We start from the raw sequence: 18,662 nt of genomic DNA, 5'->3' as shown, positions 1-18,662 counted from the left end.
GCCACGGAGTGTTACTTACGGGTCACCCCTTGACAGCCCCGGGAGCGCCGTCGGGACCACGACCGCCGAGTGCCGGGGCGGCCCGCGAGTGGCTGTGCGGCACCCCCCTCTAAGGTACTGCCCAAGTGGTCCGGGGGAAGGGGGCGTCGGCGATGGCCGAGCACGAACGGGGAGTCGGCGTCGGGCAGTTGCTGCTCGCCGAGTACCAGACGGTCAAGGACGAGCAGAAGACCCGCATCGGCTTCCGTGACAACCTGCTCTACGTCACCCTCGCCGCGGCGGCCGCCGTCATCGCCGCCGCGGCCCAGGCCGAGCAGCCGGGGATGCTGCTCGCCCTGCCGCCGGTGTGCGTCGTGCTCGGCTGGACGTACCTCGTCAACGACGAGAAGATCTCGGCGATAGGGCTCTACGTGCGGGACGAGCTGGGGCCCCGGCTGGCCGCCCAGCTCACCGACCCCGGCAGCGGCTTCACCACCTTCGGCTGGGAGGCGTACCACCGGCGTGACGCGCGGCGCAGGTCCCGCAAGGCGATCCAGTGCGTCGTGGACCTGGTCGCCTTCTGCGCGGTGCCGCTGGCGGCGCTGGTCGTGTTCTGGGCGAGCGGGGAGGGCGGCGGCCTGCTGGTCGGGATGTCCGTGCTGGAGGCCCTGGCGCTGCTCGGGCTCGGCGTGCAGGTCGTGCGGTACACGCGGCCGGCCGGACCGGCGCTGACCCCGCCGTGACGCCGTACCGCCGGCGCGCGCCCGAAGACTGCCGCCGGCCCGCCGGGGTGCGCAACGCCCTGCCCCTTTCGGGCCGGCCGTCTCACCGCCCCCACCGGTACACCAGCTCCGGCCTCCCGACCTGCCCGTACAGCGGACTCCGCCCCGCCCGCCCCGTCTCCACCAGGTGTTCCAGATAGCGCCGGGCGGTGATCCGCGAGATCCCCACCGCCCCGGCGACCCCCGCAGCCGTGAGCCCCTCCGCGGCCTCCCGCAGAGCGGTGGTCACCCGCTCCAGGGTCGGCGCGCTCAGACCCTTGGGCAGGGCGGCGGGCCCCGGTGCGCGCAGCGCGGCCAGCGCCCGGTCGACCTCGTCCTGGCCGCTCGCCTCACCGGCGGCCCCGCGGAACTCGGCGTACCGCACCAGCCGGTCCCGTAGCGTCGCGAAGGTGAAGGGTTTCAGGACGTACTGGACGACTCCGAGCGACACCCCTTCGCGGACCACGGCGAGGTCCCGCGCGGAGGTCACCGCGATCACATCCGCGTGATGGCCCGCAGCCCTCAGGGAACGGGCCAGTTGGAGCCCGTGCACGTCCGGCAGGTGCAGGTCCAGCAGCAGGAGGTCCACCGGGGTGCGCTCCAGCGCCCGCCGGGCCTCCGCCCCCGTGTGCGCCTTCCCGACCGCGACGAACCCGGGCACCCGGCCGACGTACAGCACATGCGCGTCGGCGGCCACGGGGTCGTCCTCCACGACCAGCACTCTGATGGGAGCCGTGCCCGTCACGCCGGGCCTCCCCCCACCGGCGCCGGGCGAAGCGGCAGCCGCACCTCGAACGACGCCCCGCCGCCGACGGCCTCCGTCACCGTCAGTGTCCCCTCGTGCCGGTGCACGGCCTGCCGTACCAGGGCGAGCCCCAGGCCCCGGCCGCCCGGCCCCGCCGGCTTGGTCGAGTAGCCGCGCTGGAACACCAGCTCGGCCTGTGCGGGGTCCACGCCCGCCCCCGTGTCCGACACGCGCAGCACCAGCTCCGAGCCGCCCTCCGTGTAGGCCGCCACCGTCACACGGGCGGGCACGCCGCCCTGGGCCGCGTCGACGGCGTTGTCGATCAGGTTGCCGAGGATGGTCACCAGATCACGCGGGGGCAGGGACGCGGGCAGGAGGCCGTCGTCCAGGAAGCTGTCCGGCGACACCACCAGCTCCACTCCGCGCTCGTTGGCCTGTGCGGTCTTGCCCAGGAGCAGGGCCGCCAGCACCGGTTCGCCGACCGCGGCGACCACCTGGTCGGTCAGCGCCTGGGCCAGCTCCAGCTCGGCCGTCGCGAAGTCCACTGCCTCCTCGGCCCGGCCGAGTTCGATCAGCGACACGACCGTGTGCAGCCGGTTCGCCGCCTCGTGGGCCTGGGAGCGCAGGGCCTGGGTGAAGCCGCGTTCGGAGTCCAGCTCGCCCATCAGGGACTGGAGTTCCGTCACGTCCCGCAGGGTCACGACCGTGCCCCGGCGTTCTCCGCCCGACACCGGCGAGGTGTTCACCACCAGCACCCGGTCCGCCGTCAGATGCACCTCGTCCACGCGCGGCTCGGACGACAGCAGCGCGCCCGTCAGCGGTGCGGGCAGGCCGAGGCCGGCCACCGAGCGGCCGACCACCTCGCCGGACACCCCGAGCAGCTCACGACCGCCGTCGTTGATCAGCGCCACCCGGTACTGCCCGTCGAGCATGAGCAGCCCCTCGCGTACGGCGTGCAGCGCGGCCTGGTGGTAGTCGTGCATCCGGCTCAGCTCGGCGGCGTTCATGCCGTGCGTGTGGCGGCGGAGCCGGGCGTTGACGACGTACGTGCCGATCGCGCCCAGGGCGAGGGCGCCGGCCGCGACCCCGACCAGGGCGGTGACCTGGCCGGAGACCCGCCTGCTGATCGCCTCGACCTTGATGCCGGCGCTGACCAGGCCGATGACGCGGCCGTCGTCCAGGACCGGGGTGACCGCGCGCACGGACGGGCCGAGGGTGCCGGTGTAGGTCTCGGTGAAGGCGCGGCCGCGCTGTGCGGGGGCGATATGGCCGAGGAACCGTTTCCCTATCTGCCGCTCGTCGGGGTGGGTCCAGCGGATGCCCTCCGGGTTCATGATCGTGACGAAGTCGACGTCGGCGTCCCGCATCACCGCCACGGCGTACGGCTGGAGCAGCGCGGTCGGGTCGGAGGTGCGGATCGCCGCGTGCACCGAGGGGGCGTCGGCGACCGCGCGGGCCACCGCCATGGCCTGCCGGCCCGCGGCCTCCTCGGCCTGGCTGCGGTCGCCGGCGTACGTGAACAGCGCGTATCCCGCGACGACGACCGCGAGCAGCACGGCCTGCACGGCGAACAGCTGACCGGCCAGACTGCGGGGCCGGGGGAGGCGGGGGCGCATGCCGTCAGTGTGCCCCCGTGCCCCGCCGGGGGGTAAAGGGCGTCGCGTGTGAACTCAATGAACGCAAGCGTGACCGCCCTCACACGCCGGGAGATAGTCACGGCATTCCCCATTCGCCCGGACGTGAGCCGCACGCCGGTGATGCCGACGAAGACGTCAAGGAGGGCAGCCGTGGCCGCCAGTACCCCCGAAACGGCACCCGCAGTGAGACGGGACCGCACGCACTACCTCTACCTCGCGGTGATCGTCGCGGTCGCCCTCGGTATCGCCGTGGGTCTGATCGCCCCGGACTTCGCGGTCGAGCTGAAGCCCATCGGCACCGGTTTCGTGAACCTGATCAAGATGATGATCTCGCCGATCATCTTCTGCACGATCGTGCTGGGCATCGGGTCGGTGCGCAAGGCGGCCAAGGTCGGCGCGGTCGGCGGGATCGCGCTCGTCTACTTCCTCGCCATGTCGCTGGTGGCGCTCGCCATCGGTCTGGTGGTCGGCAACATCCTGGAGCCGGGCACCGGCCTCGCCGTGACGGACGCCGTCAAGGAGACCGGCCAGGCGCAGGTGTCGCCGGAGGCGAAGGACACCACCGAGTTCCTGCTCGGCATCATCCCGACGACGATCGTGTCCGCCTTCACCGCGGGCGAGGTGCTGCAGACCCTGCTGGTCGCGCTGCTGGTGGGCTTCGCGCTGCAGGCCATGGGTGCCGCCGGGCAGCCGATCCTGCGCGGGGTCGAGCACATCCAGCGGCTGGTCTTCCGGGTCCTGGCGATGGTGATGTGGGCCGCCCCGATCGGCGCGTTCGGCGCGATCGCCGCCGTCACCGGCTCGGCGGGGCTCGACGCGCTGAAGAGCCTGGCCGTGCTGATGCTCGGCTTCTACGTCACCTGCTTCCTGTTCGTCTTCGTCGTGCTCGGCGCGCTGGTGCGGGTGGTCGCCGGGCTGAACATCCTCACCCTGTTCAAGTACCTCGGCCGGGAGTTCCTGCTGATCCTGTCGACGTCGTCGTCGGAGTCCGCGCTGCCGCGCCTCATCGCCAAGATGGAGCACCTCGGCGTCAGCAAGCCGGTGGTCGGCATCACCGTCCCGACCGGCTACTCCTTCAACCTCGACGGCACCATGATCTACATGACCATGGCCTCGCTGTTCATCGCCGACGCCATGGGCACGCCGATGTCCCTCGGCGAGCAGATCCCGCTGCTGCTGTTCCTGCTGGTCGCCTCCAAGGGCGCGGCCGGTGTCACCGGCGCGGGCCTGGCCACGCTGGCCGGCGGTCTGCAGTCGCACAAGCCCGCCCTGGTGGACGGCATCGGCCTGATCGTCGGCATCGACCGCTTCATGAGCGAGGCCCGCGCCCTGACGAACTTCGCGGGCAACGCGGTCGCCACCGTGCTGGTCGGCACCTGGACCAGGGAGATCGACAAGGAGCGCGTCTCGGAGGTGCTCGCGGGCCGGCTGCCCTTCGACGAGAAGACGCTGCTGGACGACCACGCCGCGGCCCCCGCCGAGGTGCCGGACCGGCGCGAGGAGCTGGCCAAGGCCTGAACAGCCCCTGATACCGCCGACGCCCGGCCCCTGATACCGCCGACGCCCGGCCCTTGAGACCGCCGGACGCCCGGCCCCGCCTGAACGGGGGCCGGGCGTCCGGTCGTACCCCCCCCGCGCCGGCCGCCGCCCGGTCCCTCGGTCCGCCGGTCCGTCCGCTCAGGCGGTCAGTTCCGCCACCAGCCCGGCGGCGCGGGTGGCCGGCACGCCCGCCGAGGTCAGCATGGTGACCGCCGCCGAGCGGCCGGCCTCCTCGGCGGGCAGCAGCCCGTCGTTGACGGCCTCCATGAGCGCGAAGACGGTCTGTTCCTGCACGTACGCCAGGGCGGGGGCCGGCAGCGGTGAGACGAAGACGCCCTGTTCCAGGCCGTTGCGCAGATGGGCGACGGCGATGCGCCGCAGGGGCGCGAGCCGCTCGCGGATGCCCTGCATGGTGACCGTGCGCTGGGCGAGCGCGGTCAGCAGGCGGTAGCGGTCGGCGATGTCCCAGATGGCGAGGACGGACCGGGCCACCGCCTCGGCCGGGTCGACGACCCCGTCCAGGGCCGCCGTGTGCACGGCCTCCACGGCCTCGACCGCCTCGTCGACCAGCGTCGCGATCAGCGCCTCCCGGCTCGGGAAGTGCCCGTACACCGTGCGCCGTACGACTCCCGCGGCGCGCGCGATCTGGTCCATGGACGCGTCGGGGTCGCGCAGCAGCTCCGCGAGGGCGACGTCGAGGATGCGCCGCCGGTTGGCGTCGGCGCGGCTGGTGTTACCCGTGGTCATGGCAGTCATTCTGCACGCCTTCCGATTTGCACACCGTTGTGCAGCGGCCGTACATTGCACAGTGTTGAGCAATTGCACATCGCTGTGCAACTTCACCGCTGTACGACCCCAGGAAGGCCACCTCCGCCATGCCACTCGTCCTCAACGAACCGGTCGAACGGATGGAAGGTCCCTACCGCCGCCGCTGGTGGGCCCTGCTGGTGCTCTGTCTGAGCCTGCTGATCATCGTGATGGCGAACACCGCCCTCACCGTCGCCGCACCCGCCATGACCCGCGACCTCGGGCTGTCCAGCGCCGACCTGCAGTGGGTCATCGACGGCTACACCGTCCCCTACGCGGCGCTGATGCTGCTGCTCGGCGCGATCGGCGACAAGTACAGCCGCCGCGGCGCGCTCGCCCTCGGCCTCGTCGTGTTCGGCGGCGGCGCCGTCTTCGGCTACCTCGCCGACAGCGCCACGACCGTCATAGCCGCCCGCGCGATCATGGGCGTCGGCGCCGCGCTGATCATGCCGGCCACGCTCTCGCTGCTCGCCGCGACCTTCCCGCGCGCAGAGCGCGCCAAGGCGATCGTGCTGTGGACCGCGACGGCCGGCCTCGCCATCGCCGCGGGCCCGCTGGTGGCGGGAGCGCTCCTGGAGCACCACGGCTGGTCGTCGACGTTCCTGATCAACGTGCCCGTGGCCGCGGTCGCGCTGGTCGCCGCCTTCGTCCTCGTGCCGCCGTCCAAGGCCGGGCACCACGGCCGTATCGACTACGTCGGCGGACTGCTGTCGGTCATCTGGATCGCCGCGCTGGTCTACATGATCATCGAGGGGCCGCACTTCGGCTGGGGCGCGAAGGCGGTCACCGCGGCGGCCGTGGCGGCGGTGGGCCTGCTCGCGTTCGTCCTGTGGGAGCTGCGCCACCCGCGCCCTGTCCTGGACGTCCGCCGCTTCACCGACCGCCGCTTCTCCGGCTCCAACCTCGCCGTCGCCCTGTTCTTCCTGGCCGTCTTCGGCGCCTTCTACTACCTCACCCAGCATCTGCAGTTCGTCCTCGGGTACGACGCCTTCGACACCGGCCTGCGCATGCTGCCGCTGGCGGGCGCGGTGTTCGTCGGCTCGGCCCTGACCGGCGTGCTGACCCCGCGGACCGGCATGAAGCTCACCGTCACCGCGGGAATGGTCGGCGGCACGGCCGCGCTCGCGCTGCTCACCCAGGTCGACGCCGGATCGTCGTACGGCGACCTGGTCGCGCCCCTGGTCGTCCTCGGCCTCGCCATCGGCCTCGCGCTCTCGCCCTGCACGGACGCGATCATGGGCGCCTTCCCCGAGTCCGAGCTGGGCGTCGGCGGCGCGGTGAACGACACCTCGCTCGAACTCGGCGGCTCCCTCGGCATCGCGATCCTCGGCTCCCTGCTCGGCACGTCGTACGCCGACCACCTCGCGGACGCGACCCGCGGCAGCGAGCTCCCCGCGGACGCGCTCACCACCGCCCAGGACTCCGTCGGCGCCGGCTACGCCGTGGCCCAGGGCATCGGCGACCAGGCCCGCGCCCTCGCGGGGCGCGCCGCCCGGGCCACCGACCCGCAGCAGGCCGCCCAGCTGAAGGAACAGGCCGCTCAACTCGCCTCGGGCGCCCGGCAGATGGCCGACGCGGTCGGCGCGTCCTTCTCCGACGCGGTCGCCCGTACGAGCCTGGTGGGCGCGGTGATCCTGGGCGTGGGCACGGTGCTGGTGGCGGTGCTGCTGCCGAGGAAGTCGGCGGCGGAGGCCGAGTCGGAGATGGAGGGGGCCGAGGCCCAGGAGGCCGCCACGGAAAAGGTCACGTCCCCGGCCCGGTGACAGCCGCCCTCCGGCGCGGGCCCGCGGTCCGGCGCCCGCGCGGAGGGCCCGATCAGGAGCTGCGCACCGCGGCGTCCAGGCGCGCCAGCTCCCGCGCCGACAGCTCCAGGTCGGCCGCCGCGGCCGAGTCCCGGATCGTCTCCGGCCGGCTCGCGCCCGGGATGGGGACCACCGTCGGGGACTGCGCGAGCAGCCAGGCCAGGCACACCCGCTGCGGGCTGACCCCGCGCTCGGCGGCCACGGCGTGGAACGCCGCGAACCGGGGCTCGCGCTCCTGCCGGGACGGCCCGTCCAGGGAGCTGCGGGAGATGCCGCCGAGGGGGCTCCAGGGCAGGAAGCCGAGACCGAGCCCGGCGCACAGGCGCAGCTCGGGGTCGCTGTCCCGGACGGCCGGGGAGTACTGGTTCTGCACGCAGACGAGCCGGCCGCCGAGGATCGCGCGGGCCGTGCGGATCTGCCCGGCGTCGGCGTTGGAGAGGCCGGCCAGCCGGATCGTGCCCGCGTCGAGCAGTTCACGCAGGGCGCCCACGGACTCCTCGAACGGCACGGACGGGTCGGGCTTGTGCAGCTGGTAGAGGCCGATCGCGTCGACGCCGAGCCGCTTCAGCGAGCGCTCGGCGGCGGCCTTCAGATGCGCGGGGTCGCCGTTCACCGTCCAGGTCCCGTCCGCCGGCCTGCCCCGGCCGCCCTTCGTCGCGACGAGCACCCGCGACGTGTCACCGCCGTACGTCGCGAGGGCGCGGGCCAGCAGGAGTTCGTTGTGGCCCGGCTCCGCGCCGGGCAGGTGGTAGGAGTCGGCCGTGTCCAGCAGGGTCACGCCCGCGTCGAGGGCGGCGTGCACGGTGGCCAGGGCGCGGGCCTCGTCGGGGCGGCCCTCCAGGGACAGCGGCATGGCGCCGAGCCCGATCGCGCCGACCCGCAGGTCACCGAGGGTGCGGTAGCGCATGTCAGCGGTCCTCTCCGGGGGTTCCCGCGGCGGCGAGGGTCTCCGTGACGGCTCTCGGGAGCCATTGCCGTGCGGTGCCGAATCGGAAACCGAGCGCCACGGCACGGGAGTTGTCCATCGCGTACGAGCGGCGGAAGGAGAACGGGGACACCTCGCCCACCTCCACCTCCTGGAAGACGGCCCTGCCGCCGGGCAGCCGCACGGCCAGCTCCGCGCACAGGTCCTCGGTGGTCAGCCGCCCGTGGGAGGCGGCGTTGACCGGGCCGGTGAAGTCCTGGCCGGCCGCCCAGAGGAGGAAGTCGGCGATCTCCTCGACATGGATGTACGTCGCCGGATGGTTCACGGCCGGCACGGCGATCGGCTCACCGGTGCGCACGCGGTCGGCGTAGTGGGCGAGCCGGCCGGTGAAGTCGTCGGCCCCGCCCAGCACATGGGCCACCCGTACGGCCACGTACGGGAAGTCCGGCGCGGCCGCGAACACCGCCTCCGCCTGCCGCTTGCCCTCACCGTAGTGGGAGGCGAGGAATTCCGGGTCCTGCCAAGGGAGTTCGAGGTCCACGGCGACCGTGCGCGGGTCGAGGTCGCTCTCGCGCACCGGGGCGATGGAGTCCTCGTACTCGTACACCTCCACCGTGGAGGTCATGACGTAACGGCGCACCCGGCCCGACAGCACCCGGACCGCCAGGTCCGCCTGGCGCGGGGTGTAGCAGACCTGGTCGACGACGACGTCGAAGGCCCGCTCGCCGAGCGCGGCACGCAGCGCGTCCTCGTCGTCCCGGTCGGCTGTCAGACGGTCCGCGCCGGGCGGAGGCGGGGCCGAGCCGCGGTTGAGGACCGTGACGTGGTCTCCCGCGGCGAGCAGCCGCTCGATGAGCCGCCTGCCGAAATAGCGGTTGCCTCCGATGACCAGTACCTCGCGTGCCTTTTCCATGGCCATAATTCTCCTGGCCGGACAGCACGTCCTGAAGGGAGAACATGGGAGATCAGGCGGCCGTACCAAAAGAACCACGGCATCTGCGGCCGGCGGCCAACGAAACGTCAGTGGCCTTCGACGCGCTGGACCGGCAGATCCTCCAGCTGCTCCAGACCGACGGCCGGATCAAGCTGAGCGAGCTGGGACGGCGGGTCCGGCTGAGCCCGGCCGCGGTCACCGAGCGGGTGCGCCGGCTGGAGGCGGCGGGCGTGATCAGCGGCTACGGCGCCCACGTCGTCCCGGCCCGCCTCGGCTACGGCATCCAGGCGTTCATCCGGGTCGACCCGCACGGCGGCTACACGCTCAAGCACCCGCGGACCCTGGAGCTGATCGAACGGCCCGAGATCACCGAGGTGCACCATGTGGTCGGGGAGGACTGCTGGATCCTGAAGGCCGCCGTGCGCGACACCGTCCATCTGGAGGGTGTCCTGGAGGAGATCTCGGCCCTCGGCCGCACGACGACCTCGATCGTGCTCACATCCCCGGTGGAGCGCAAACCGCTGCTGCCGTGAGCACCGCGTTGCCGGGAGAAGGGCACAGAAAATCCCCCGGGCAAATTGCGCTCGGGGGATTGCTTTGCGTATATTCGATGATTCGCGACTTCAAGATGCCGAGAAGGATATCGAGTCGCAAAGAAGTTCAGTGAGCACAGTATATCTGCGCGGGAGTGGCATTGTCAAACAGGGTTGAAAACAGCGGTGAAATTCTTGCCGAGCAGGAATTCATCGACGGTCTGTACGCCCGCGTGGACCTGCTGCGCGGCGAAACCGAGACGTCCGTCGAGGACGCGCTCGGACAGGGCGACACGCCCATGCAGGCCCGGCTGGAGCGGGACATCCTCGTCGCCGAGCGCTCCGGACTGCTGGCCGCGCTGAACGCCGTGGACGGCTCCCTGTGCTTCGGCCGGATCGACCTCGCCGACGGCGACAGCCACCACATCGGCCGGATCGGCCTGCGCCGCGACGACGCCGAGCGCACGCCGGTGCTCATCGACTGGCGCGCCGATGTCGCCCGCCCCTTCTACCTGGCCACCGGCCACACCCCGATGGGCCTGCGCCGGCGCCGCCACATCTCCACCGACGGCCGCCGGGTCACCGCCCTGCACGACGAGTTCCTCGACGTCGGCGACCGGGAGCGCACCGGCTTCGAGGACCCGTCGGGCGACGCCGTCCTGCTCGCCGCGCTGAACTCCGCGCGCACCGGCCGGATGGGCGACATCGTGCAGACCATCCAGGCCGAGCAGGACGAGATCATCCGCGCGCCCCACCGCGGCGTGCTGGTCGTCGAGGGCGGCCCCGGCACCGGAAAGACCGCGGTCGCCCTGCACCGCGCGGCCTATCTGCTGTACGAGCACCGGGAGCTGCTCGCCCGCCGGGCCGTGCTGATCGTCGGCCCCAACCCCGCCTTCCTCGGCTACATCGGCGAGGTGCTGCCCTCCCTCGGCGAGACCGGGGTGCTCCTCGCGACCGTCGGCGAACTCTTCCCCGGCGTGCGGGCGACCGCCACGGACACGCCCGAGGCCGCCGCGGTGAAGGGCCGCGCCGACATGGCCGACGTGCTCGCCGCCGTCGTACGCGACCGGCAGGCGCTGCCCGACCCGGTCATCGCCGTCGAGCACGACCGCGAGGTGCTGATGCTCGACGACGGGCTGGTCAGTGTCGCCCGCGAGCGGACCCGCGCGGCCAGGCTGCCGCACAACGCCTCCCGCGAGTACTTCGAGGGCCACATCCTCAACACCCTCACCGAGCTGTACGCCGAGCGCGTGGGCACCGACCCCTACGACGGCTCGAACCTGCTCGACGCCAGTGACATCACCCAGATCCGCGACGACATCGCCGAGAACCCCGAAGTGTGGGACGCCGTCGACCGGTTGTGGCCGCGCCTGACCCCGCAGCAGGTGGTGGCGGACTTCCTCGCCGAGCCGGAAGGCTACCTCCCGGCCGAGGACGCCGCCGCGATCCGCCGCCCGGTCACCCGGGCCTGGACGGTCGCGGACGTGCCGCTGCTGGACGAGGCGGCCGAACTCCTCGGCGAGGACGACCGGTTGGCGCGGGCCCGCGCGGAACGCGAGCGCGAGACGCAGATCGCGTACGCGCAGGGCGTGCTGGACGTGTCGTACGCGTCGCGCACCTACGAGTTCGAGGACAAGGAGGAGGACGACCCCGAGGCGTCGGAAGTCCTGTCCGCACACGACATCATCGACGCCGAGCGGTTCGCCGAGCGGCACGAGGAGGCCGACCACCGCAGCGCCGCCCAGCGCGCCGCGGCCGACCGCACCTGGGCCTTCGGGCACATCATCGTCGACGAGGCGCAGGAACTGTCCCCGATGGCCTGGCGGCTGCTGATGCGCCGCAGCCCGACCCGCTCGATGACCCTGGTGGGCGACCCGGCGCAGACCGCCGAGGCGGCCGGCGTCGGCTCCTGGGAGAAGATCCTCGCGCCCTACGTCGAGGACCGCTGGCAGCACACCCGTCTCGGCGTCAACTACCGCACCCCGGCCGAGATCATGGACCTGGCCGCGGCGGTCGTACGCGCCGGACAGCCGGACTTCGAGCCGCCCCGCTCGGTCCGCTCCACCGGCGTGCACCCCTGGATCCGCGCCACGCACGACCTCCCCGCCGCGGTCGCCGAGGCGGTCGCCGAGCTGACCCCCGAGGAGGGCCGCCTGGCCGTCATCGCCCCGCGCGACCTGCACCGCAGGCTGGCCGCCCGGCTGGACGGCGTCACGGCGGGCGCCGAGCCGGACCTGACCCGCACGGTCGTCCTCCTCGACCCCCGCCAGGCCAAGGGCCTCGAATTCGACTCCGTCCTGGTCGTCGAGCCCGCCCGCTACGGCACGAGCGACCTCTACGTGGCCCTGACCCGGGCCACGCAGAGGCTCGGCGTGCTGCACACGGGCGAGCTGCCGAAGGGGCTGACGGACGCGGCCTAGGCCGGCCGCAGCCAGACCGTCGCCAGGGGTGGCAGGGTCAGCCGGATGCTCGCCGGGCGGCCGTGCCGGCCCTGGGGCTCGGGCTTGACCGGGCCGGCGAGGGTGACGTCGCTGCCGCCGTAGCGGGCGGCGTCGGTGTTGAGGGCCTCGTGCCAGGCGGGCACGTCGTCGGGGACGCCCAGGCGGTAGTCCTCGCGGAGCACCGGGGCGAAGTTGCTGACGGCCAGCAGGGGCGTGCCGTCGGCGTCGTGGCGCAGGAAGGCGAGGACGTTGTCGTCGGCGGCGTCGGCGGTGACCCACTCGAAGCCGTCGGGGTGGCTGTCGCGCTCCCACAGGGCGGGAACGGCCCGGTAGACGCCGTTCAGGTCGCGGACCAGTTCGCGCACGCCCCGGTGATCGGGCTCCGCCCCGTACGCCGGGTCCAGCAGCCACCAGTCCGGGCCGTGCGCCTCCGACCACTCCGCGCCCTGCGCGAACTCCTGGCCCATGAACAGCAGCTGCTTGCCCGGATGGGCCCACATGTAGCCCAGGTACGCGCGGTGGTTGGCGCGCTGCTGCCACCAGTCGCCCGGCATCTTCGACACCAGCGACCGCTTGCCGTGCACGACCTCGTCGTGGGAGATCGGCAGCACGTAGTTCTCGCTGTACGCGTACACCATCGAGAACGTCATCTCGTGGTGGTGGTACTTGCGGTGCACCGGCTCCTTGCTCATGTAGTCCAGCGTGTCGTGCATCCAGCCCATGTTCCACTTCAGGCCGAAGCCGAGCCCGCCGAAGCCGCTCGGCCCCTTGTGGTGGGTGGCGCGGGTGACGCCGTCCCAGGCCGTCGACTCCTCCGCGATCGTCACCACACCCGGCACCCGCCGGTACACCGTCGCGTTCATCTCCTGCAGGAACGCCACCGCGTCCAGGTTCTCCCGGCCGCCGAACTCGTTCGGCACCCACTGGCCCGGCTCGCGCGAGTAGTCCAGGTACAGCATCGAGGCGACCGCGTCGACGCGCAGCCCGTCGATGTGGAACTCCTCGCACCAGTACACCGCGTTCGCCACCAGGAAGTTGCGCACCTCACGGCGGCCGAAGTCGAACTCCAGCGTGCCCCAGTCCGGGTGCGCCGACTTCAGCGGGTTCTCGTGTTCGTACAGCGGACGCCCGTCGAACTCCGCGAGCGCCCAGTCGTCCCGCGGGAAGTGCGCCGGCACCCAGTCCATCAGCACGCCGATGCCCGCCTGGTGCAGCCTGTCCACCAGGTGCTTGAAGTCGTCCGGGGTGCCGAGCCGGGCCGTCGGCGCGTAGAAGCCGGTGACCTGATAGCCCCACGACCCGCCGAACGGATGCTCGGCCACCGGCATCAGCTCCACATGCGTGAAGCCCAGGTCCTTGACGTACGCCGGGAGCTGCTCGGCCAGCTGACGGTACGTCAGCCCAGGTCGCCAGGACGGCAGGTGAACCTCGTACACGGAGAACGGCGCCTCGTGCGCGGGCCGTTCCGCCCGCCGCGCGAGCCACTCCTCGTCGCCCCACTCGTAGTGCGAGGCGTACACGACCGACGACGTGGCGGGCGGTTCCTCCGTGTGCCGCGCCAGCGGGTCCGCGCGGAGCGTGCGCGAGCCGTCGGGCCGGGTGATCTCGAACTTGTACAGCTCGCCCTCGCCGATCTCCGGCACGAACAGCTCCCACACCCCCGAGGAGCCCAGCGAGCGCATCGGGTAGCCGGTGCCGTCCCAGTAGTTGAAGGTGCCGGCCACCCGCACACCCCGCGCGTTGGGCGCCCACACCGCGAACCGGGTGCCGGTCACCCCCTGGTGGGTCATCGGGTGCGCGCCCAGCGCCTTCCACAGCTCCTCGTGCCGGCCCTCACCGATCAGATACAGGTCCAGCTCACCGAGCGTGGGCAGGAAGCCGTACGCGTCCGCCACCTCCAGCTCGCTCCCCTCGTACGTCACCCGCAGCCGGTAGTCGGGGACGTCCCGCAGCGGCAGCAGGCCCGAGAAGAAGCCGTCCCCGTCGTCGTTCAGGTCGGCCCGCAGATCGCCGGCCACGACCGTGACCGACCGGGCGTACGGCCGCAGGGCCCGGAAGACGACGCCCTCCGGGTGCGGGTGCGCGCCGAGCAGGGTGTGCGGGTCGTGATGCGTGCCCGAGAGCAGCCGCTCGCGGTCCACGGCGTCCAGGGCGGGGGAGGGGGCCGGGGTGACCGGGGTGACCTGTACGACCGGCCTCACCGGGGCGGTCTTCTCGGCGGCGCGAGGCTTCCTGGCGGAGGGGGCCTTTGTGGCCGGGGTGGCCTTCTTGGCCGCGGTCGCCTTCTTCGCCGTGGTGGTCTTCTTGGCCGTGGTGGTCTTCTTGGCCGTGGTGGTTTTCCTGGCCGGAGTGGTCTTCTCCGCCACGCTCTTCTTCCTGGTGCTCTTCTCGGCGGCGGTCGTCGCCTTCTTCGCGGCGGTCGTCGTGGTCTTCTTCGCGGCGGCCGTGGTGGTCGCCTTCTTCGCCACCGCTGCCGTCTTCTTCGCCACCGCTGCCGCCTTCTCGGCCACCGCGGTCTTCTTGGCGGTCGCCGCCTTCTTGGCGGTCACCGTCGTCTCGGCCGCCGCCTTCTCGGCCGTCGCCGCCTTCTTCGCCACCGCCTTCTTCGCGGGAGCCTCCTTCTTCGCGGGAGCGTCCTGCTTCGCGGGCGTGGTCCTCTGGGCCGGGGCCTTCTTCGCCGGGGTGGCCTTCTTCGCCGTAGGAGTCCTCTTGGCGGCAGCCTTCTTCTGTGCCGGAATGCGCGTCTCCTCGGCCGTCGCTTCGGCCGTGTTCTCCTGGCGCGGGCCGCTGGACGGGGAACTGGGGGTCACGGGACGAAGCCTCCTGGGCGCGGGTTCGGTCGAGATGGTCAGGACAGGTCGGGTGACGCGAGCCGGTGCACCGCGGAGAGCGGGACCGGAAGCCAGTCGGGGCGGTGCCGGGCCTCGTAGACCACTTCGTAAACCGCCTTGTCGGTCTCGTAGGCACGCAGCAGCACCGGATCGGTCCGGGGGTCGCGTCCGCCGGCCTCCGCGTAGCCGGCGCAGTAGGCGGACCGGCAGGCGTGCGCCCAGTCCGGCGCGGGCGGGTTCACGGAGTGGGCCGCGTAGTCGAAGGAGCGCAGCATCCCGGCGACGTCCCGGACCGTCGGCTGGGGCATCCGGCGCTCGGCGAGCGGCTTGGCGGGCTCGCCCTCGAAGTCGATCAGGGACCACCGGCCCGACGGGGAGCGAAGGCACTGCCCGAGGTGCAGGTCCCCGTGGATGCGCTGGGCGGTCCAGGTCTGGCCCTCGGCGGCGAGGCCGGCCAGCGCGTCGAAGGCGGTGCGCAGGCCGGGGGCGTAGGGCCGCAGCGCGGGAACCGCCTGGGCGGCCGCGTCCAGCCGCTCGCGCATCCCGGCCACCAGGGGTTCCAGCTGGGCGTGGCCGAGGGTGACGGTCGGCAGGGCGGCGGCGAGGGCCGTGTGCACCTCGGCGGTGGCCCGGCCCAGCGCGCGGGCCTCGGCGGTGAAGTCCTCGCCCTTGGCCAGCTCGCTCAGCGCCAGCTCCCAGCCGTCGGCGGCGCCCTGCACGAACGGCTGCAGCACACCGAGGACGTACGGCTCGGGGGCGGCCCCGTCGACCTCCGCCCGTATCCAGGCCGTCGGCTCCGGCACCCGCGCGCACCCCTCCCGGGCCAGCGCCAGCGGCAGCTCCAGATCGGGGTTGACGCCCGGCACGACCCGGCGCAACAACTTCAGGATGAACGTATCTCCGTAGACGACGGACGAGTTGGACTGCTCGGACGTCACCAGCCGCGGGACGAGGCCGGAGCGGATCTCCCGCCCCGGTTCGCCGTCGAAGCGCAGGACGCCGACGCGGGCGCGGTTGCGCAGCGCCTCCAGGAGCAGCTCCGCGGGGCGTGTGTCGTACAGGGCGTCGTAGACGGTGCGCCCGGCGAGCGGGCCCTCCTGCACATGGCCGATCAGCGCGGGCGCGAGATGCGGCGGCAGGGCCTCACGCGCCCCGATCAGTAACTGGTAGCAGTCGCCGGGGTGCGTGGGGGCGCCCAGCGTCGAGGGCTGGTGGGCGCGGACGAGCAGATGGTGCAGGCTCAACCGCCCCGTCGGCGGGACCAGTTCCGTCTCGGCGACCAGGGACAGCCCGGTGACCGGGCGGCCCTTCCCGGCGAACCAGCGCTGCCGCGGAAGCCATTCGCGCAGCAGGGGTTCGAGCGACGGGAGCAGGCCGGTGCGGATCGTTGCGGGGCGGGTGACGGCTTCCGACATGGCATGCGTCCTTTCCCCCGGCAGGGTGACTACTGTTGCGTGCCCCGGGCGGGACGGTGAAAACCGCCCCGCCCCGGGTTGTGGACGACGTCTTCCGGTCCTATACGGCGTCCTTGCGGAGCCGGAACCAGTAGAAGCCGTGCCCCGCCAGGGTCAGCAGATACGGCAGTTCGCCGATCGCCGGGAACCGCACCCCGCCGATCAGCTCGACCGGGTGGCGTCCGCTGAACTCCCGCAGGTCCAGCTCGGTGGGCTGGGCGAAGCGGGAGAAGTTGTTGACGCAGAGCACCAGGTCGTCGCCGTGTTCCCGGAGGAACGCGAGGACCGCCGGGTTGGAGGAGTGCAGTTCCGTGTACGAGCCGAGGCCGAACGCGTGGTTCTGCTTGCGGATCTCGATCATCCGGCGGGTCCAGTGCAGCAGCGACGAGGGCGACGACATGGACGCCTCGACGTTGGTGACCTGGTAGCCGTACACGGGGTCCATGATGGTCGGCAGGTACAGCCTGCCGGGGTCGCAGGAGGAAAAACCTGCGTTGCGATCAGGTGTCCACTGCATCGGCGTCCGTACGGCGTCCCGGTCGCCGAGCCAGATGTTGTCGCCCATGCCGATCTCGTCGCCGTAGTACAGGATCGGCGAGCCCGGCAGCGACAGCAGCAGGGCCGTGAACAGCTCGATCTGGTTGCGGTCGTTGTCCAGCAGGGGCGCGAGCCGGCGGCGGATGCCGATGTTGGCCCGCATCCGCGGGTCCTTGGCGTACTCCGCGTACATGTAGTCGCGTTCTTCGTCGGTGACCATCTCGAGCGTGAGCTCGTCGTGGTTGCGCAGGAAGATGCCCCACTGGCAGCCCGAGGGGATCGCCGGGGTCTTGGCGAGGATCTCGGAGACCGGGTAGCGGGATTCCCGCCGTACGGCCATGAAGATGCGCGGCATCACCGGGAAGTGGAACGCCATGTGGCACTCGTCGCCGCCCGAGCGGTAGTCGCCGAAGTAGTCGACGACGTCCTCCGGCCACTGGTTGGCCTCCGCCAGCAGCACCGTGTCCGGGTAGTGGGCGTCGATCTCCTTCCGCACCCGCTTCAGGAAGTCATGGGTGGCCGGAAGGTTTTCGCAGTTCGTGCCCTCCTCCGCGTACAGGTAGGGCACGGCGTCGAGCCGGAAGCCGTCGATGCCGAGGTCCAGCCAGAACTTCAGCGCCGACAGGATCTCGTCCTGCACCAGCGGGTTCTCGTAGTTGAGGTCCGGCTGGTGGGAGAAGAACCGGTGGAAGAAGTACTGCTTGCGCACCGGGTCGAAGGTCCAGTTGGAGACCTCGGTGTCGACGAAGATGATGCGGGCGTCCTGGTACTGCTTGTCGTCGTCGGCCCACATGTAGTAGTCGCCGTAGGGCCCGTCGGGGTCCTTCCTCGACTCCTGGAACCACGGGTGCTGGTCGCTGGTGTGGTTCATGACGAAGTCGATGATGACCCGCATGCCGCGCTGGTGGGCGGCGTCCACGAACTCCACGAAGTCGGCCAGGTCACCGAACTCCGGCAGTACGGCGGTGTAGTCGGAGACGTCGTAGCCCCCGTCCCGCAGCGGGGACTGGAAGAACGGGGGCAGCCAGAGGCAGTCGACGCCGAGCCACTGCAGATAGTCGAGCTTGGCGGTCAGGCCCTTCAGGTCGCCGACGCCGTCGCCGTTGCTGTCCTGGAAGGAACGCACCAGGACCTCGTAGAAGACCGCGCGCTTGAACCAGTCAGGATCCCGGTCCTTGGCCGGGGTGTCCTCGAAGGTGTCCGGGACGGGCTCGTTGACGCTCATTTTATGGGTGACCCTCCGATCTGCGGGTTGGACGGTCGCAGGACGGTCAGCACGTGCGCGGGCGTGCGGCCCGGTTCGAGACGTACGTAGTTGGCCCTGCCCCAGTGGTAGGTCTCGCCGGTGAGCTCGTCGCGCACCGGCACCGACTCGTGCCATTCCAGGCCGAGTTGCGGCATGTCCAACGAGACGGTTGCCTCCTGGGTGTGGTGAGGGTCGAGGTTGGCCACCACCAGAACCGTGTTCGATCCGCTCGTCTTGGAATACACGATCACCTCCTCCTTGTCCGCGTGGTGGAAGTGGAGATCGCGCAACTGGCGCAGGGCCGGGTTGTCCCTGCGGATCTCGTTGAGGCGGGTGATGAGGGGGGCGATGGTGTCGGCGGTGTCCCAGTCGCGGGGGCGCAGCTGGTACTTCTCGGAGTCGAGGTACTCCTCGCTGCCCTCGCGCACGGGGGTGTTCTCGCACAGTTCGTAGCCGGAGTAGATGCCCCAGGCGGGGGAGAGGGTGGCGGC

The 18,662-nt window shown here is 72.0% G+C and carries 13 protein-coding genes and 1 pseudogene; 5 read left to right on the top strand and 9 right to left on the bottom strand.

Going from position 1 to position 18,662, the window contains the following annotated elements; all coding sequences use genetic code 11:
• Window positions 1-152 precede the first annotated feature (152 nt).
• On the top strand, window positions 153-722 hold the full coding sequence (locus ACIGXJ_RS15440; protein WP_399644900.1) for a hypothetical protein: 570 nt from the start codon (window positions 153-155) through the stop codon (window positions 720-722).
• 82 nt (window positions 723-804) lie between these two features.
• Here ACIGXJ_RS15440 and ACIGXJ_RS15435 read toward each other — a convergent pair whose 3' ends face one another.
• Together ACIGXJ_RS15435 and ACIGXJ_RS15430 are read right to left on the bottom strand one after the other, a co-directional pair.
• A complete protein-coding gene (locus tag ACIGXJ_RS15435; RefSeq protein WP_399644898.1) occupies window positions 805-1,485 on the bottom strand; it encodes a response regulator in 681 nt (226 codons plus the stop codon).
• On the bottom strand, window positions 1,482-3,101 hold the full coding sequence (locus ACIGXJ_RS15430; RefSeq protein WP_399644896.1) for an ATP-binding protein: 1,620 nt from the start codon (window positions 3,099-3,101) through the stop codon (window positions 1,482-1,484). Before ACIGXJ_RS15430 ends, ACIGXJ_RS15435 begins: the two co-directional genes overlap by 4 nt.
• 141 nt (window positions 3,102-3,242) lie before the next feature.
• Between ACIGXJ_RS15430 and ACIGXJ_RS15425 the strand changes: the two genes are divergently transcribed.
• Entirely contained in the window at window positions 3,243-4,640 is a 1,398-nt protein-coding gene (locus ACIGXJ_RS15425) for a cation:dicarboxylate symporter family transporter (RefSeq protein ID WP_399645962.1), read from the top strand.
• A 159-nt stretch (window positions 4,641-4,799) separates the two neighbouring features.
• Here the strand turns inward: ACIGXJ_RS15425 and ACIGXJ_RS15420 are convergent, their stop codons facing one another.
• Entirely contained in the window at window positions 4,800-5,417 is a 618-nt protein-coding gene (locus ACIGXJ_RS15420; RefSeq protein WP_399644894.1) for a TetR/AcrR family transcriptional regulator, read from the bottom strand.
• A gap of 119 nt (window positions 5,418-5,536) precedes the next feature.
• Here ACIGXJ_RS15420 and ACIGXJ_RS15415 point away from each other — a divergent pair, with 119 nt between their 5' ends.
• A complete protein-coding gene (locus ACIGXJ_RS15415) occupies window positions 5,537-7,231 on the top strand; it encodes an MFS transporter (RefSeq protein WP_399644892.1) in 1,695 nt (564 codons plus the stop codon).
• 52 nt (window positions 7,232-7,283) lie between these two features.
• Here ACIGXJ_RS15415 and ACIGXJ_RS15410 read toward each other — a convergent pair whose 3' ends face one another.
• Window positions 7,284-8,177 carry an aldo/keto reductase gene (locus tag ACIGXJ_RS15410; protein ID WP_399644890.1) on the bottom strand — a complete coding sequence of 298 codons (894 nt, stop codon included), beginning with the start codon at window positions 8,175-8,177 and terminating at the stop codon, window positions 7,284-7,286.
• A 1-nt stretch (window position 8,178) separates the two neighbouring features.
• Window positions 8,179-9,108, bottom strand: a complete 930-nt coding sequence (locus ACIGXJ_RS15405; RefSeq protein WP_399644888.1) for an NAD-dependent epimerase/dehydratase family protein — start codon at window positions 9,106-9,108, stop codon at window positions 8,179-8,181.
• A gap of 44 nt (window positions 9,109-9,152) precedes the next feature.
• On the opposite strand from ACIGXJ_RS15405, the gene ACIGXJ_RS15400 reads away from it, so the two are divergent.
• Together ACIGXJ_RS15400 and ACIGXJ_RS15395 are read left to right on the top strand one after the other, a co-directional pair.
• Window positions 9,153-9,662 carry an Lrp/AsnC family transcriptional regulator gene (locus tag ACIGXJ_RS15400; protein ID WP_399644886.1) on the top strand — a complete coding sequence of 170 codons (510 nt, stop codon included), beginning with the start codon at window positions 9,153-9,155 and terminating at the stop codon, window positions 9,660-9,662.
• 191 nt (window positions 9,663-9,853) lie between these two features.
• Complete coding sequence (locus ACIGXJ_RS15395; protein ID WP_399645960.1) at window positions 9,854-12,082, top strand: HelD family protein; 2,229 nt, start codon at window positions 9,854-9,856, stop codon at window positions 12,080-12,082.
• Here the strand turns inward: ACIGXJ_RS15395 and glgB are convergent.
• The 4 genes and pseudogenes from glgB to ACIGXJ_RS15375 all read right to left on the bottom strand — a co-directional run.
• Window positions 12,079-14,913, bottom strand: a complete 2,835-nt coding sequence (glgB, locus tag ACIGXJ_RS15390; RefSeq protein WP_399644884.1) for a 1,4-alpha-glucan branching enzyme — start codon at window positions 14,911-14,913, stop codon at window positions 12,079-12,081. The genes ACIGXJ_RS15395 and glgB overlap by 4 nt on opposite strands.
• A 38-nt stretch (window positions 14,914-14,951) precedes the next feature.
• Entirely contained in the window at window positions 14,952-16,349 is a 1,398-nt protein-coding gene (locus ACIGXJ_RS15385; RefSeq protein ID WP_399644882.1) for a maltokinase, read from the bottom strand.
• Between the two features lie 100 nt (window positions 16,350-16,449).
• Window positions 16,450-18,150, bottom strand: coding sequence for a maltose alpha-D-glucosyltransferase (treS, locus tag ACIGXJ_RS15380; RefSeq protein ID WP_399644880.1), 1,701 nt, complete (start codon window positions 18,148-18,150; stop codon window positions 16,450-16,452).
• Window positions 18,147-18,662, bottom strand: a pseudogene (locus tag ACIGXJ_RS15375) (alpha-1,4-glucan--maltose-1-phosphate maltosyltransferase); the annotation flags it as partial. The gene treS and the pseudogene ACIGXJ_RS15375, both read right to left, overlap by 4 nt.

The sequence above is a fragment of the Streptomyces sp. NPDC053367 genome (genome assembly GCF_044545925.1).
Taxonomy (GTDB): domain Bacteria; phylum Actinomycetota; class Actinomycetes; order Streptomycetales; family Streptomycetaceae; genus Streptomyces.
Note: the sequence above shows the minus strand (reverse complement) of the source record. Positions and strands in the feature narration are given on the sequence as shown.